Origin of the sequence: Chryseobacterium piperi (assembly GCF_002285635.2) — a bacterium.
GTDB lineage: Bacteria > Bacteroidota > Bacteroidia > Flavobacteriales > Weeksellaceae > Chryseobacterium > Chryseobacterium piperi.
In genome coordinates this window covers 3,641,737-3,658,952 of the sequence record NZ_CP023049.2, presented here as the reverse complement: position 1 = coordinate 3,658,952, position 17,216 = coordinate 3,641,737, and the positions used below count along the sequence as shown (strand labels likewise).

At 41.2% G+C, this 17,216-nt stretch carries 6 protein-coding genes, 4 tRNA genes and 6 rRNA genes; 1 reads left to right on the top strand and 15 read right to left on the bottom strand.

The features are described 5' to 3' along the window. The first annotated feature begins 63 nt into the window (after window positions 1-63). Window positions 64-732 (top strand): hypothetical protein, encoded by a 669-nt coding sequence (locus tag CJF12_RS16015; protein ID WP_034682748.1) that lies wholly within the window; start codon window positions 64-66, stop codon window positions 730-732. Between the two features lie 221 nt (window positions 733-953). Here CJF12_RS16015 and rrf (CJF12_RS16010) read toward each other — a convergent pair. The 15 genes from rrf (CJF12_RS16010) to CJF12_RS15935 all read right to left on the bottom strand — a co-directional run bounded on the left by rrf (CJF12_RS16010) (window position 954) and on the right by CJF12_RS15935 (window position 17,212). Then, window positions 954-1,061: ribosomal RNA gene (gene rrf / locus CJF12_RS16010) — 5S ribosomal RNA — on the bottom strand. 147 nt (window positions 1,062-1,208) lie between these two features. Continuing rightward, window positions 1,209-3,972, bottom strand: a 23S ribosomal RNA gene (locus CJF12_RS16005). A 208-nt stretch (window positions 3,973-4,180) separates the two neighbouring features. After that, window positions 4,181-4,254 (bottom strand) — tRNA-Ala (locus CJF12_RS16000). A gap of 91 nt (window positions 4,255-4,345) precedes the next feature. Then, window positions 4,346-4,419 (bottom strand) — tRNA-Ile (locus CJF12_RS15995). A 209-nt stretch (window positions 4,420-4,628) separates the two neighbouring features. Further along, window positions 4,629-6,145 (bottom strand): 16S ribosomal RNA (locus CJF12_RS15990). Between the two features lie 1,742 nt (window positions 6,146-7,887). Beyond that, window positions 7,888-7,995 (bottom strand): 5S ribosomal RNA (gene rrf / locus CJF12_RS15985). A 147-nt stretch (window positions 7,996-8,142) separates the two neighbouring features. Next, window positions 8,143-10,906, bottom strand: a 23S ribosomal RNA gene (locus CJF12_RS15980). Window positions 10,907-11,114: 208 nt separating this feature from the next. After that, window positions 11,115-11,188, bottom strand: a tRNA-Ala gene (locus tag CJF12_RS15975). 91 nt (window positions 11,189-11,279) lie between these two features. Continuing rightward, window positions 11,280-11,353: transfer RNA gene (locus CJF12_RS15970), tRNA-Ile, on the bottom strand. Window positions 11,354-11,563: 210 nt separating this feature from the next. Further along, a 16S ribosomal RNA gene (locus tag CJF12_RS15965) occupies window positions 11,564-13,080 on the bottom strand. The 16S, 23S and 5S rRNA genes sit together here with 4 tRNA genes alongside, the layout of an rRNA operon. A gap of 898 nt (window positions 13,081-13,978) precedes the next feature. Next, complete coding sequence (locus CJF12_RS15955) at window positions 13,979-14,662, bottom strand: hypothetical protein (protein WP_034685940.1); 684 nt, start codon at window positions 14,660-14,662, stop codon at window positions 13,979-13,981. 13 nt (window positions 14,663-14,675) lie between these two features. Then, window positions 14,676-15,536 carry a dTDP-4-dehydrorhamnose reductase gene (rfbD, locus tag CJF12_RS15950; protein ID WP_034685939.1) on the bottom strand — a complete coding sequence of 287 codons (861 nt, stop codon included), beginning with the start codon at window positions 15,534-15,536 and terminating at the stop codon, window positions 14,676-14,678. Then, window positions 15,536-16,021 (bottom strand): acyl-CoA thioesterase, encoded by a 486-nt coding sequence (locus CJF12_RS15945; RefSeq protein ID WP_034685937.1) that lies wholly within the window; start codon window positions 16,019-16,021, stop codon window positions 15,536-15,538. Before CJF12_RS15945 ends, rfbD begins: the two co-directional genes overlap by 1 nt. A gap of 70 nt (window positions 16,022-16,091) precedes the next feature. Further along, entirely contained in the window at window positions 16,092-16,595 is a 504-nt protein-coding gene (locus CJF12_RS15940) for an OmpH family outer membrane protein (protein ID WP_034685935.1), read from the bottom strand. A gap of 65 nt (window positions 16,596-16,660) precedes the next feature. After that, window positions 16,661-17,212, bottom strand: a complete 552-nt coding sequence (locus CJF12_RS15935) for an OmpH family outer membrane protein (protein ID WP_034685950.1) — start codon at window positions 17,210-17,212, stop codon at window positions 16,661-16,663. Between the last annotated feature and the right edge of the window lie 4 nt (window positions 17,213-17,216).

Sequence of the window (17,216 nt, the reverse complement as noted above, 5' to 3'; positions counted from 1 at the left end):
TTTTATTCTTATTGTTTAATACAACAAACATACTCTCAGTTGTTCATCTTAATTTATATCCTTATGTATTTGTATAAAAAAAACTTTAGCTATTTCTTTTTACTCCTATCATTTTTATTTCAGGCACAAATCGCTCATGATAGCATTCCACCCCCACCAATAATTCAGGCTGAGCTTGACGTGGGCTATCGAAAAGTATTAATGTCTGCTATTGTTTCAAAAAAGATTGATCGGCAAAAGAAATTTAATCTTCTTAATATAACAGCTGTACACAGCTTTTACACTAAAAAGGACCGGCGATTTGATGAAGTATTTACCAATATGGCTGTAACCTATAATTATGCAGGTCCTTTTGCCGCTGGTGTTGGAATGAAATTCGTTAACACTACTGGAATTACTCCTTTTTTAGCAGTACAGTACTCTAAACGTACCCCAAGATTATTTGCGACCATATTCCTTTCTTATATGGTGATTAACATTCCTTTACGGGAAGCCATTATAATGGTCAATTACCGATTCCCTCTTACTCGGGATTATCAGCTCTTTACTCAGCTGTTGGCAACCACAAGCTGGTTAGATTTTAAACTACATCGCAGAAGTCAGCAACAATTACGAATAGGGCTGGATCACAAATCCTTTCAATATGGGCTTGCTACAGATTTTGACCAATATGGCTTAAATCCTGTAACCAAAACCAATGTGGGTTTATTTCTACGAAAAGAGTTTAGGTAATGTTGGTAAGAGTTGAGTGTTGTTAGTTTTTAGTTGTCGGTTGTCAGTTATTAGTTACTTTCCATTTACCTAAATTCTAATCACTAATTCCTCCTGCCACCTATTACCTATCATCTGCCACCTACCTTTTTCTAGTATGTAGTATTCTAGTAGTAGTAGTTCGTCTATGTCTATAACAAAAAAAGTCTCATACAAATAAATGTATGAGACTTTTTAATAAAAACTGGCGGCGACCTACTCTCCCGCTTTCGCAGTACCATCGGCGCTGGTGGGCTTAACTTCTGTGTTCGGAATGGGAACAGGTGAGCCCCACCGCTAAAACCACCCTAAAGGCTTTATATAAGAGGTTAGACTTTAGTCATTAGAGGTTAGATCATTCTCTAACTTCTAAATTCTATTTGCTAACTTCTGGTTTTAATCGATAAAAACGTTCACAAAGACAAAACCTTTACTGCGCAACTAAGTGCTGCCAATTAGGCTATAAATCTACGGGTAATTAGTACTACTCGGCTATGCTGTTACCAACTTTACACCTATAGCCTATCAACGTGGTCATCTCCCACGACCCTTAAAAGATGTCTCATCTTGAGGCGAGTTTCGCACTTATATGCTTTCAGTGCTTATCTCTTCCAAACGTAGCTACTCAGCGGTGCACCTGGCGGTACAACTGATACACCAGAGGTTTGTTCAATTCGGTCCTCTCGTACTAGAATCAAGCCCTCTCAAACATCTAACGCCCGCAATAGATAGAGACCGAACTGTCTCACGACGTTCTGAACCCAGCTCGCGTGCCACTTTAATGGGCGAACAGCCCAACCCTTGGGACCTTCTCCAGCCCCAGGATGTGACGAGCCGACATCGAGGTGCCGAACCTCCCCGTCGATGTGAGCTCTTGGGGGAGACTAGCCTGTTATCCCCGGAGTACCTTTTATCCTATGAGCGATGGCCCTTCCATACGGAACCACCGGATCACTATGTCCTGCTTTCGCACCTGATCGACTTGTAGGTCTCACAGTCAAGCACCCTTATGCCATTACACTCTACGCACGGTTACCAAGCGTGCTGAGGGTACCTTTGAAAGCCTCCGTTACTCTTTTGGAGGCGACCACCCCAGTCAAACTACCCACCACGCAATGTCCTTCTAAAAGAAGTTAGGCTCCAAGTAAGTAAAGGGTGGTATTTCAACGTCGACTCCACCAACACTAGCGTGCCAGCTTCATAGTCTCCCACCTATCCTACACATTACTTACTCAAAGTCAATACGAAGTTATAGTAAAGGTTCACAGGGTCTTTTCGTCCCATTGCGGGTAATCGGCATCTTCACCGATACTACAATTTCACAGAGCTCATGGTTGAGACAGTGCCCAGATCGTTACACCATTCGTGCAGGTCGGAACTTACCCGACAAGGAATTTCGCTACCTTAGGACCGTTATAGTTACGGCCGCCGTTTACTGGGGCTTCAGTCAAACGCTTCGCTTACGCTAACGCCCTTCCTTAACCTTCCAGCACCGGGCAGGTGTCAGACCCTATACAGCATCTTTCGATTTAGCAGAGTCCTGTGTTTTTGATAAACAGTCGCCTGGGCCTCTTCACTGCGGCCACCATTGCTGATGGCGTCTCTTCTTCCGAAGTTACGAGACTATTTTGCCTAGTTCCTTAACCATGATTCACTCTAGCACCTTAGGATTCTCTCCTCGACTACCTGTGTCGGTTTTGGTACGGGTTGCTTCACTTCGGCTTTTCTTGGAAGCACTTTCCCTGCAGCAGCTTCGCCCGAAGGCTAGGCCTTGACTATTCCGTCAGTCTCCAGCAAGTACGGCACTCCGTCCCCTTTTTAGTGTGAGCAAGTATGGGAATATTAACCCATTGTCCATCCACTACCCCTTTCGGGTTCGCGTTAGGTCCCGACTAACCCTCAGCTGATTAGCATGGCTGAGGAAACCTTAGTCTTTCGGTGAGGGGGTTTCTCGCCCCCTTTATCGTTACTTATGCCTACATTTTCTTTTCTATCCGCTCCACAATACCTCACGATACTGCTTCGGCGCAAATAGAATGCTCCCCTACCAGATATAATTCTAAATTATAAATCCATAGCTTCGGTAATATGTTTATGCCCGATTATTATCCATGCCGGACCGCTCGACTAGTGAGCTGTTACGCACTCTTTAAATGAATGGCTGCTTCCAAGCCAACATCCTAGCTGTCAATGCAGTCCAACCGCGTTGCTTCAACTTAACATATATTTGGGGACCTTAGCTGTTGGTCTGGGTTCTTTCCCTCTCGGACATGGACCTTAGCACCCATGCCCTCACTGCCGTAGAACATTTATTAGCATTCGGAGTTTGTCAGGAATTGGTAGGTGGTGAAACCCCCGCATCCAATCAGTAGCTCTACCTCTAATAAACTTATATACGACGCTGCACCTAAATGCATTTCGGGGAGTACGAGCTATCTCCCAGTTTGATTGGCCTTTCACCCCTACCCACAGGTCATCCGAAGACTTTTCAACGTCAACCGGTTCGGTCCTCCACTCTGTGTTACCAGAGCTTCAACCTGCCCATGGGTAGATCACAAGGTTTCGCGTCTAATCCTACTAACTATGCGCCCTATTCAGACTCGCTTTCGCTCCGGCTCCGGACCTGAAGTCCTTAACCTCGCTAGTAAAATTAACTCGTAGGCTCATTATGCAAAAGGCACGCCGTCACCCAACATGTGGGCTCCGACCGCTTGTAGGCGTACGGTTTCAGGTTCTATTTCACCCTTCTATTCGAAGTGCTTTTCACCTTTCCTTCACAGTACTTGTTCACTATCGGTCTTTCAGGAGTATTTAGCCTTGGAGGATGGTCCCCCCATATTCAGACAGGATTTCACGTGTCCCGCCCTACTCATTTATCATCAAAATATGCCTTTCAAATACGGGGCTATCACCCTCTATGGCTGTTCTTTCCAGAACATTCTTTTAAACATATAATGACTTTTGGGCTAATCCGCTTTCGCTCGCCACTACTTACGGAATCTCTTCGATTTCTTTTCCTCCGGGTACTTAGATGTTTCAGTTCTCCGGGTTTGCTCTCTAAATAAATTTAGAGTGACATGTCTTCAACATGCCGGGTTGCCCCATTCGGACATCTGCGGATCAATTCGTGTGTGCCAATCCCCGCAGCTTTTCGCAGCTTACCACGTCCTTCTTCGCCTCTGAAAGCCTAGGCATCCGCCATACGCCCTTAACGATTTCTTTCCTAATTATTAATTAGTTTAGTTTTTTTTATGACATATTACTATGTCAAAGTATTTTTGTAAACTCAAACGCTTAGTTGCGCTCGGTTTTCTCTTTGTGATATTTTTACCGTTAATGTCAATGATCTTAATGTCTTTCTGCTTGTATGATAAATGGATATTTGTTTTGGCTCTATCCATTATACTTTTAAATCAAACGCGCAAAACTGTGGAGAATAAGGGAGTCGAACCCTTGACCTCCTGCGTGCAAGGCAGGCGCTCTAGCCAGCTGAGCTAATTCCCCCTCTAGTTGAGTTGGTGAATGATTGTGTTAGAAAGTCCCGAGCGTTAACTCATTCTCTCTAATACTCTCAAACTCCTATACTCAAAATTAGTAGTCTCGGGCAGGCTCGAACTGCCGACCTCTACATTATCAGTGTAGCGCTCTAACCAGCTGAGCTACGAGACTCTTTATGAGTGATGGGTAATGAGTAATTTAGTAATCTATATACTGCCTTATCATTGTTCTCTCTATCGCTCCCTTCCCGTTTACTAATTTCTAGTGGGTTTGTATTTTTTATATATAATCAACCAAATAAAAAACTAAAGCTTCTCTTTAAGTAAGTACATGGTACATTGAAGTACCTTAATTTTGTTTATCGTCTTTAAGACGCTCTAAAATGAGATGTTCCAGCCGCACCTTCCGGTACGGCTACCTTGTTACGACTTAGCCCTAGTTACCTGTTTTACCCTAGGCAGCTCCTGTTACGGTCACCGACTTCAGGTACCCCAGACTTCCATGGCTTGACGGGCGGTGTGTACAAGGCCCGGGAACGTATTCACCGCGCCATGGCTGATGCGCGATTACTAGCGATTCCAGCTTCATAGAGTCGAGTTGCAGACTCCAATCCGAACTGAGACCAGCTTTCGAGATTAGCATCCAGTCACCTGGTAGCAGCCCTCTGTACTGGCCATTGTATTACGTGTGTGGCCCAAGGCGTAAGGGCCGTGATGATTTGACGTCATCCCCACCTTCCTCTCTACTTGCGTAGGCAGTCTCACTAGAGTCCTCAACTTAATGGTAGCAACTAGTGACAGGGGTTGCGCTCGTTGCAGGACTTAACCTAACACCTCACGGCACGAGCTGACGACAACCATGCAGCACCTTGAAAATTGTCCGAAGAAAAGCCTATTTCTAAGCCTGTCAATTCCCATTTAAGCCTTGGTAAGGTTCCTCGCGTATCATCGAATTAAACCACATAATCCACCGCTTGTGCGGGCCCCCGTCAATTCCTTTGAGTTTCAAACTTGCGTTCGTACTCCCCAGGTGGCTAACTTATCACTTTCGCTTAGTCTCTGAAGCCGAAGCCCCAAAAACGAGTTAGCATCGTTTACGGCGTGGACTACCAGGGTATCTAATCCTGTTCGCTCCCCACGCTTTCGTCCATCAGCGTCAGTTAAGACATGGTAACCTGCCTTCGCAATTGGTGTTCTAAGTAATATCTATGCATTTCACCGCTACACTACTTATTCCAGCTACCTCTACCTTACTCAAGACCCGCAGTATCAATGGCAGTTTCATAGTTGAGCTATGAGATTTCACCACTGACTTACGAGTCCGCCTACGGACCCTTTAAACCCAATAAATCCGGATAACGCTTGCACCCTCCGTATTACCGCGGCTGCTGGCACGGAGTTAGCCGGTGCTTATTCGTATAGTACCTTCAGCTTCCCACACGTGGAAAGGTTTATCCCTATACAAAAGAAGTTTACAACCCATAGGGCCGTCGTCCTTCACGCGGGATGGCTGGATCAGGCTCTCACCCATTGTCCAATATTCCTCACTGCTGCCTCCCGTAGGAGTCTGGTCCGTGTCTCAGTACCAGTGTGGGGGATCACCCTCTCAGGCCCCCTAAAGATCATAGACTTGGTGAGCCGTTACCTCACCAACTATCTAATCTTGCGCGTGCCCATCTCTATCCACCGGAGTTTTCAATATCAAATGATGCCATCTGATATATTATGGAGTATTAATCTTCCTTTCGAAAGGCTATCCTCCTGATAAAGGCAGGTTGCACACGTGTTCCGCACCCGTACGCCGCTCTCAATTGTCCGAAGACAATCTACCGCTCGGCTTGCATGTGTTAGGCCTCCCGCTAGCGTTCATCCTGAGCCAGGATCAAACTCTCCATTGTATGTTTGTCTGACTCACTCAAAGTTTTGACGCTTTAGTTTTTCCTTACTTGGTTGTTATATTGTATGTCAATGATCTTTATATCTTCCGCTTTTTAATGAAGCAATCTATCTGTCAGTGTCGCTCCATATTTGCGAGTGCAAAAGTAATTAATTATTTTCAAATGACCAAATGTTTTTTAAAGAAATTTTAAAGTCTTTTTTTCTAACCCTAAACTCTTCCAAAACCTTAACCACTCTTCTTCTGCGCTCCCTTAATTGGGATTGCAAAGATACAAACTTTTTCTTATTATCAAAATAAATTCTCATTTATTTTTTAAGCCTGTTTCCTAATGTTTACCGTTCTCTGCGCTACCTACTATCTCTCGTTTTCAGTGGTGCAAAATTACCACTATTTACCCCACCCTTCCAAATCTATTTAACATAAAGTTTACTTTTAATTCATATTTATTCTTAACTATCTGAAATACAGTTTTAAAAATTTAAACATTTATTTAAGAGAATCAGGCAAAAGAGAAAGAGACAAGGAAGAAGGGATTAGGAATTAGAGAATGAAAGGGGAAGAGAAAAGGTTTTGCGAGATAAAGAAAGCGTGGAAAAAGGGAAGTAAATATGATAAAGAGATCTAATTAATATCGGAATAATGAACCCCGACGAGAAAAATGAATCTTATTTAAGAACAAATATGGAGGAATAAAAAAATTATACTAATTTGGATAAGATGAAAATGTAAAACTATTCTGTAAAGTCGGTAATGTTTAAGAGGAAAGATTAATATTAAGGAATATTATTCAGTAGTTTCTAGTAGACCAAATTAAAAGCTTTATTGAACTAGTTCTATTTATGGAATGAAAAATACACTAATTCGATAAAACTAGTTCCACTTTCTTATAAGTATTAGGAACATTATTTATTATGGTACTTATATTATTTATGAATGGTATTCATTCTGATATTTGAACGCAGTACGTTGTTTTGCCAATATATTAGTTTTATAATATAAGAATTATGATATTACTATAGTTGCCACAGACAACAATTAAAAGCTGGAACCTATTCGTAAGGAAAAAAAATCGCCTATCTGTCTTTTATTCCTCCCACATATAATCATTTTTCCAGGCAGCTCACTCATCAAATTATTTATAATAATCTAATGGATACAGTTATTTTATAGATTTTGATTTAAGTATCAGGAGCTATATAAAATAGTTTAAGAAGAAAAGTCTGGTATTATTAATATTTAGAACTTCAATTTTGGTTGCAACTTTTTGATTGCTCAGAGTATTTAAAAGTAAATAATATATTCGAAAGCGATCATTACGTAATGGAAGATATGAGTATAAGTCCTACAACTTCATACCTCAATAGTTGAAACAGAAATAGATATATAACGTTTAAAATTATCCTGTTAATTTATCTCTATTAAGGACAGAACATGTGTAGGACTCTAAGTTTAAGCTAAAGTCATTTGATTTTCATACCTATTGAAGACAGGCAAAAGCACACTTCTATAGATAAAGCTTTTTTAAGATTAGTTGATAAGAGTTACTAGTTACTTTTCTTTTACCTAAATCCTAATCCCTACAACCTATTACCTATTACCTATTACCTATTACCTATTACCTATTACCTATCATCTGCCACCTACCTTTTTCTAGTATGTAGTATTCTAGTAGTAGTAGTTCGTCTATGTCTATAACAAAAAAAGTCTCATACAAATAAATGTATGAGACTTTTTAATAAAAACTGGCGGCGACCTACTCTCCCGCTTTCGCAGTACCATCGGCGCTGGTGGGCTTAACTTCTGTGTTCGGAATGGGAACAGGTGAGCCCCACCGCTAAAACCACCCTAAAGGCTTTATATAAGAGGTTAGACTTTAGTCATTAGAGGTTAGATCATTCTCTAACTTCTAAATTCTATTTGCTAACTTCTGGTTTTAATCGATAAAAACGTTCACAAAGACAAAACCTTTACTGCGCAACTAAGTGCTGCCAATTAGGCTATAAATCTACGGGTAATTAGTACTACTCGGCTATGCTGTTACCAACTTTACACCTATAGCCTATCAACGTGGTCATCTCCCACGACCCTTAAAAGATGTCTCATCTTGAGGCGAGTTTCGCACTTATATGCTTTCAGTGCTTATCTCTTCCAAACGTAGCTACTCAGCGGTGCACCTGGCGGTACAACTGATACACCAGAGGTTTGTTCAATTCGGTCCTCTCGTACTAGAATCAAGCCCTCTCAAACATCTAACGCCCGCAATAGATAGAGACCGAACTGTCTCACGACGTTCTGAACCCAGCTCGCGTGCCACTTTAATGGGCGAACAGCCCAACCCTTGGGACCTTCTCCAGCCCCAGGATGTGACGAGCCGACATCGAGGTGCCGAACCTCCCCGTCGATGTGAGCTCTTGGGGGAGACTAGCCTGTTATCCCCGGAGTACCTTTTATCCTATGAGCGATGGCCCTTCCATACGGAACCACCGGATCACTATGTCCTGCTTTCGCACCTGATCGACTTGTAGGTCTCACAGTCAAGCACCCTTATGCCATTACACTCTACGCACGGTTACCAAGCGTGCTGAGGGTACCTTTGAAAGCCTCCGTTACTCTTTTGGAGGCGACCACCCCAGTCAAACTACCCACCACGCAATGTCCTTCTAAAAGAAGTTAGGCTCCAAGTAAGTAAAGGGTGGTATTTCAACGTCGACTCCACCAACACTAGCGTGCCAGCTTCATAGTCTCCCACCTATCCTACACATTACTTACTCAAAGTCAATACGAAGTTATAGTAAAGGTTCACAGGGTCTTTTCGTCCCATTGCGGGTAATCGGCATCTTCACCGATACTACAATTTCACAGAGCTCATGGTTGAGACAGTGCCCAGATCGTTACACCATTCGTGCAGGTCGGAACTTACCCGACAAGGAATTTCGCTACCTTAGGACCGTTATAGTTACGGCCGCCGTTTACTGGGGCTTCAGTCAAACGCTTCGCTTACGCTAACGCCCTTCCTTAACCTTCCAGCACCGGGCAGGTGTCAGACCCTATACAGCATCTTTCGATTTAGCAGAGTCCTGTGTTTTTGATAAACAGTCGCCTGGGCCTCTTCACTGCGGCCACCATTGCTGATGGCGTCTCTTCTTCCGAAGTTACGAGACTATTTTGCCTAGTTCCTTAACCATGATTCACTCTAGCACCTTAGGATTCTCTCCTCGACTACCTGTGTCGGTTTTGGTACGGGTTGCTTCACTTCGGCTTTTCTTGGAAGCACTTTCCCTGCAGCAGCTTCGCCCGAAGGCTAGGCCTTGACTATTCCGTCAGTCTCCAGCAAGTACGGCACTCCGTCCCCTTTTTAGTGTGAGCAAGTATGGGAATATTAACCCATTGTCCATCCACTACCCCTTTCGGGTTCGCGTTAGGTCCCGACTAACCCTCAGCTGATTAGCATGGCTGAGGAAACCTTAGTCTTTCGGTGAGGGGGTTTCTCGCCCCCTTTATCGTTACTTATGCCTACATTTTCTTTTCTATCCGCTCCACAATACCTCACGATACTGCTTCGGCGCAAATAGAATGCTCCCCTACCAGATATAATTCTAAATTATAAATCCATAGCTTCGGTAATATGTTTATGCCCGATTATTATCCATGCCGGACCGCTCGACTAGTGAGCTGTTACGCACTCTTTAAATGAATGGCTGCTTCCAAGCCAACATCCTAGCTGTCAATGCAGTCCAACCGCGTTGCTTCAACTTAACATATATTTGGGGACCTTAGCTGTTGGTCTGGGTTCTTTCCCTCTCGGACATGGACCTTAGCACCCATGCCCTCACTGCCGTAGAACATTTATTAGCATTCGGAGTTTGTCAGGAATTGGTAGGTGGTGAAACCCCCGCATCCAATCAGTAGCTCTACCTCTAATAAACTTATATACGACGCTGCACCTAAATGCATTTCGGGGAGTACGAGCTATCTCCCAGTTTGATTGGCCTTTCACCCCTACCCACAGGTCATCCGAAGACTTTTCAACGTCAACCGGTTCGGTCCTCCACTCTGTGTTACCAGAGCTTCAACCTGCCCATGGGTAGATCACAAGGTTTCGCGTCTAATCCTACTAACTATGCGCCCTATTCAGACTCGCTTTCGCTCCGGCTCCGGACCTGAAGTCCTTAACCTCGCTAGTAAAATTAACTCGTAGGCTCATTATGCAAAAGGCACGCCGTCACCCAACATGTGGGCTCCGACCGCTTGTAGGCGTACGGTTTCAGGTTCTATTTCACCCTTCTATTCGAAGTGCTTTTCACCTTTCCTTCACAGTACTTGTTCACTATCGGTCTTTCAGGAGTATTTAGCCTTGGAGGATGGTCCCCCCATATTCAGACAGGATTTCACGTGTCCCGCCCTACTCATTTATCATCAAAATATGCCTTTCAAATACGGGGCTATCACCCTCTATGGCTGTTCTTTCCAGAACATTCTTTTAAACATATAATGACTTTTGGGCTAATCCGCTTTCGCTCGCCACTACTTACGGAATCTCTTCGATTTCTTTTCCTCCGGGTACTTAGATGTTTCAGTTCTCCGGGTTTGCTCTCTAAATAAATTTAGAGTGACATGTCTTCAACATGCCGGGTTGCCCCATTCGGACATCTGCGGATCAATTCGTGTGTGCCAATCCCCGCAGCTTTTCGCAGCTTACCACGTCCTTCTTCGCCTCTGAAAGCCTAGGCATCCGCCATACGCCCTTAACGATTTCTTTCCTAATTATTAATTAGTTTAGTTTTTTTTATGACATATTACTATGTCAAAGTATTTTTGTAAACTCAAACGCTTAGTTGCGCTCGGTTTTCTCTTTGTGATATTTTTACCGTTAATGTCAATGATCTTAATGTCTTTCTGCTTGTATGATAAATGGATATTTGTTTTGGCTCTATCCATTATACTTTTAAATCAAACGCGCAAAACTGTGGAGAATAAGGGAGTCGAACCCTTGACCTCCTGCGTGCAAGGCAGGCGCTCTAGCCAGCTGAGCTAATTCCCCCTCTAGTTGAGTTGGTGAATGATTGTGTTAGAAAGTCCCGAGCGTTAACTCATTCTCTCTAATACTCTCAAACTCCTATACTCAAAATTAGTAGTCTCGGGCAGGCTCGAACTGCCGACCTCTACATTATCAGTGTAGCGCTCTAACCAGCTGAGCTACGAGACTCTTTATGAGTGATGGGTAATGAGTAATTTAGTAATCTATATACTGCCTTATCATTGTTCTCTCTATCGCTCCCTTCCCGTTTACTAATTTCTAGTGGGTTTGTATTTTTTTATATATAATCAACCAAATAAAAAACTAAAGCTTCTCTTTAAGTAAGTACATGGTACATTGAAGTACCTTAATTTTGTTTATCGTCTTTAAGACGCTCTAAAATGAGATGTTCCAGCCGCACCTTCCGGTACGGCTACCTTGTTACGACTTAGCCCTAGTTACCTGTTTTACCCTAGGCAGCTCCTGTTACGGTCACCGACTTCAGGTACCCCAGACTTCCATGGCTTGACGGGCGGTGTGTACAAGGCCCGGGAACGTATTCACCGCGCCATGGCTGATGCGCGATTACTAGCGATTCCAGCTTCATAGAGTCGAGTTGCAGACTCCAATCCGAACTGAGACCAGCTTTCGAGATTAGCATCCAGTCACCTGGTAGCAGCCCTCTGTACTGGCCATTGTATTACGTGTGTGGCCCAAGGCGTAAGGGCCGTGATGATTTGACGTCATCCCCACCTTCCTCTCTACTTGCGTAGGCAGTCTCACTAGAGTCCTCAACTTAATGGTAGCAACTAGTGACAGGGGTTGCGCTCGTTGCAGGACTTAACCTAACACCTCACGGCACGAGCTGACGACAACCATGCAGCACCTTGAAAATTGTCCGAAGAAAAGCCTATTTCTAAGCCTGTCAATTCCCATTTAAGCCTTGGTAAGGTTCCTCGCGTATCATCGAATTAAACCACATAATCCACCGCTTGTGCGGGCCCCCGTCAATTCCTTTGAGTTTCAAACTTGCGTTCGTACTCCCCAGGTGGCTAACTTATCACTTTCGCTTAGTCTCTGAAGCCGAAGCCCCAAAAACGAGTTAGCATCGTTTACGGCGTGGACTACCAGGGTATCTAATCCTGTTCGCTCCCCACGCTTTCGTCCATCAGCGTCAGTTAAGACATGGTAACCTGCCTTCGCAATTGGTGTTCTAAGTAATATCTATGCATTTCACCGCTACACTACTTATTCCAGCTACCTCTACCTTACTCAAGACCCGCAGTATCAATGGCAGTTTCATAGTTGAGCTATGAGATTTCACCACTGACTTACGAGTCCGCCTACGGACCCTTTAAACCCAATAAATCCGGATAACGCTTGCACCCTCCGTATTACCGCGGCTGCTGGCACGGAGTTAGCCGGTGCTTATTCGTATAGTACCTTCAGCTTCCCACACGTGGAAAGGTTTATCCCTATACAAAAGAAGTTTACAACCCATAGGGCCGTCGTCCTTCACGCGGGATGGCTGGATCAGGCTCTCACCCATTGTCCAATATTCCTCACTGCTGCCTCCCGTAGGAGTCTGGTCCGTGTCTCAGTACCAGTGTGGGGGATCACCCTCTCAGGCCCCCTAAAGATCATAGACTTGGTGAGCCGTTACCTCACCAACTATCTAATCTTGCGCGTGCCCATCTCTATCCACCGGAGTTTTCAATATCAAATGATGCCATCTGATATATTATGGAGTATTAATCTTCCTTTCGAAAGGCTATCCTCCTGATAAAGGCAGGTTGCACACGTGTTCCGCACCCGTACGCCGCTCTCAATTGTCCGAAGACAATCTACCGCTCGGCTTGCATGTGTTAGGCCTCCCGCTAGCGTTCATCCTGAGCCAGGATCAAACTCTCCATTGTATGTTTGTCTGACTCACTCAAAGTTTTGACGCTTTAGTTTTTCCTTACTTGGTTGTTATATTGTATGTCAATGATCTTTATATCTTCCGCTTTTTAATGAAGCAATCTATCTGTCAGTGTCGCTCCATATTTGCGAGTGCAAAAGTAATTAATTATTTTCAAATGACCAAATGTTTTTTAAAGAAATTTTAAAGTCTTTTTTTCTAACCCTAAACTCTTCCAAAACCTTAACCACTCTTCTTCTGCGCTCCCTTAATTGGGATTGCAAAGATACAAACTTTTTCTTATTATCAAAATAAATTCTCATTTATTTTTTAAGCCTGTTTCCTAATGTTTACCGTTCTCTGCGCTACCTACTATCTCTCGTTTTCAGTGGTGCAAAATTACCACTATTTACCCCACCCTTCCAAATCTATTTAACATAAAGTTTACTTTTAATTCATATTTATTCTTAACTATCTGAAATACAGTTTTAAAAATTTAAACATTTATTTAAGAGAATCAAGGGAAACAGAATGGCACAAGGAAGAAAGGCTTAGGAACTAGGGAATGAAGAGGGAAGAGAAAAGGTTTTGGGAGATAGAGAAAGCGTGGAAAAAGCAGGAGCTTGGGTAATTTACCTGCTATATAGTGTATATAAATACAAGTAAACCGGCATAAAGCCGGCTTACTTGTGTGACACTACTATTATATATATATGATAACTTAATAGTGGTGTACTATATATTCATTCTCAAATGAGCCGTCATCATAAAATTTCAATATGGCATATCCTGGAGGGGTTTCCTGATAATAGAAAGGTTTCGCAGAACGTTTATCTTTATTATAAACCAAAGTGAAAATATATAACCCCCGAATTGATTCGGGGGTTATATATAATTATTATAGAAGTAAACGCTTACTTATAATTTAATTTAGAATATATTAGGCTTAAAAATTCTGCAAAAGATTTTTCCAAACCAATTATATCTCCGGATTTCAAGTTTAATCCTCCTACTCCGGAAGTGTCGGATTTTACTTTTAAGGCTGAGATTTGAAAGTATTGATTCACTTCTCCTTGTTTTGGCTGAAGTTTTATAGTGGACCCTAAAAGCTTTCTGGTAGATATGGTATAAACATCTCCCGGTACTGTTTCTATTTTCAGGAAAGATCGGGGAGACAAATTATAGTCTTTTCTATTAATACTTATTTTCTGATCTCTATCTGAAGAGGCAAACAAATACAGATAACCAGTTTGTGAAACTAACTTCTCTTTGGATAAATAATACATATTTAGTTTATAATTTGCAGGATTAAAAGCCTGTGGAGATCCATCAACATTTTCAAAAGGTTGTAAAGAAAATGTATTAGCACCAATCTCTTTTGCTTTTTTATAGATCAATGAAAAAATAGCTGCATCATCTTTTGAAAAACCTTGCACTTCAACTTCTCCCAAGTATTGGGCGTCTTTTATCTCCTCCTTTATTTTAAATAAAAATTTATCCGTATTATCATTTGTCTTTTCAACTTTTGTTAAGTACACATTCTGTGCAGCAAAAAACTGAGTGGCTAAAACAAAAATAACAATTGCAAGATTTTTCATATTATAATATATATTATTGAGAAAGAATATTGACACATTCTTCCAAACTGTTTTCCCAATGCTTGGGTTCAATTTTATAGGTACCTTCTATTTTATCTAAACACATCGTACTTCTCTTTGGCCTTTTTGCCGGAGTTGGATATTGTTCGGTAGTTAGAGCATTCAATTTAATGGAAGATTTCGAGAATTCAGCAATTTTCTTTGCAAATTCAAACCAGGTCGTTTCAGGGTAGTTTGAAAAATGGAAAATACCAAAGCTTTTCTGTGGCGCCTTAATAATATCCATAATAGCTTCTGCCAAATCATTAGCATTAGTTGGTTGTCCAAATTGATCCGCTACAATTCCTAATTCAGGTTTTTGTGAAAATAAGTTCAACATAGTCTTAACAAAGTTTTTATTGAACTCTGAATATAGCCACGAAGTTCTAAGAATAATTGTTTTAGGATTGATCTCCAATGCCAATTCTTCTCCCTTTAGTTTTGATTCTCCGTATACGCCAATCGGATTTGTAAAATCATCTTCTGAATAGCACAGATTGGTTTCTCCATCAAATACATAATCTGTGGAAACATGTATAAGTATGGCTTTATGATCAAAAGATGCCTGAGCCAGGTGAGCAACACCTTCAGCATTGACTGCAAATGCTTTGTCTTTCTCGGTTTCGGCAAGGTCTACAGCAGTATAAGCTGATGCATTAATACAGAAATCCGGCTTATGGTCATAAAAGAAGCTATCTACCTGCCCTTCATCTGTAATATCTAACGTTTTTGAATCTGTAAAAATAAATTCATATTCATTTTCAAAATCTGGAGCTATTTTTCTGATACAGTTCCCCAGCTGACCGTTACTTCCAATTACTACTATTTTTTTCATTACGAATTTTTTGCGTTTTGAGATCTTAAAAACTTAACTCTAGATTGAAAATCTTTTTGTTCTAAATCAACATAAAACTTATGGAAAATTTCTTTAACATCTTCCGGATGAATATCCGATTTTCTTGTTTTCACATTAAAATAAATTACAGTAACCCATAAAACGGCATGGATAGTTTTTTCATCAAGACTCTTCATCAGAATTTCAACTTTGGCAGTTCTGTCCTGCACATCGATTGTCTTACTGCTAATGACTACCTGGGTATTATATCTTACTTCTTTTAAATAGGCAATTTCATTCTGTATGGCAATCCAGGTACATCCTGTTTTTTTGGTGTACTCTTCATACGTAAAGCCATAGAATGTTTCTACATGATCTTCCCTGGCATTAAACATATAGTCCAGATATTTGACATTATTCAAATGCCCTATCGGATCACAATCGCTAAACCTAACTTTAACCGTTGTTGATACTTCTTTTTCCATTTGGCAAAAATAAAAAAACCACCTCTAAAAGAGATGGTTAGTTTTATAAATGTTTGTTAATTTGTTAAAATTATTGAACACCTAATTCTTTTTTTACAGCTGGAGTTGCATCAACACCTCCTTTGTAAACAAATGCAGAAGAATTTGCATCCATAATATAGTCGTATCCGCTAGCTTTAGCTACTTTAGATACAGCTTCGTTTAATTTTTTCTCAACAGGCTCATAAGCTGCATCTTGCTTAGCAGTAAAATCTTTTTGAGCTTTGTCATTCATTTGCTGAATTTCTTCTTGCATTTTTGCTAACTCACCTTCTCTTGCTTTGTTTTCTTCAGCAGATTTCTTAGGAGCTTCCTCAGAGTATTGCTTTAATTTAGCTTGTCCAGCATCTGCTTTCTTTTTGATTTCAGCTTGCTTAGCATCTAAGAAAGTTTTTAAATCAGCATCTGCTTTTTTCTTTTCAGGCATTGCGTTAAGAACACCTATAACATCTAAAGTTGCAATTTTTTGAGCTTTTGCCATACCTACAGATACAACCATCATTACTGCTGCAAATAATACACTTAATTTTTTCATAACTGGTAAATAAATAATTTAATTTGTTTTTTAGATCTTTAATTTCAGTAAAAGTTAATTATTAATTACTTTTTACTTTTATTAGTTTTTTCATTTTTTTCCGTTCCTTTCAAAAGGATATCTAATACTTTATCGGTATAGTCATATCTCTTTTGAAGAAAAATAACACTAATGTTATTGCTTTTATCAAGAACTATGCCCAAGCCGTTTTTCTCAGACATCGTTTTAATAGCATTCCAGATTTGGTCTTGAAAAGGTTGAACCAAATTAGATCGTAATTTAGTAATTTCTCCACTAGTCCCAAAACGCAAGCTTGTCGTGGTTTTAATGTTTTTGTCCAAATCCATTACTTCCTTCTCTCTCAGCTTTAATTGATCTCCTACCAATAATACTCTTTCATTTTCAAAAGCTGATCTTTTCTTTTCATATTCAGACTGCAAACTCTGAAGTTCTGATTGCCAAGTATCAATTTGCGAGTTCAGTCTTGCTTCTGCTTCTTTATACTGTGGAAGTTTATTTAAAATATATTCAGTGTCTACAACTCCTATTTTCTGAGCATTGCTAAAACTAAAAAGCAAAAATAATACAAAAGTGAAAATAATTTTAAAATTCTTCATATTA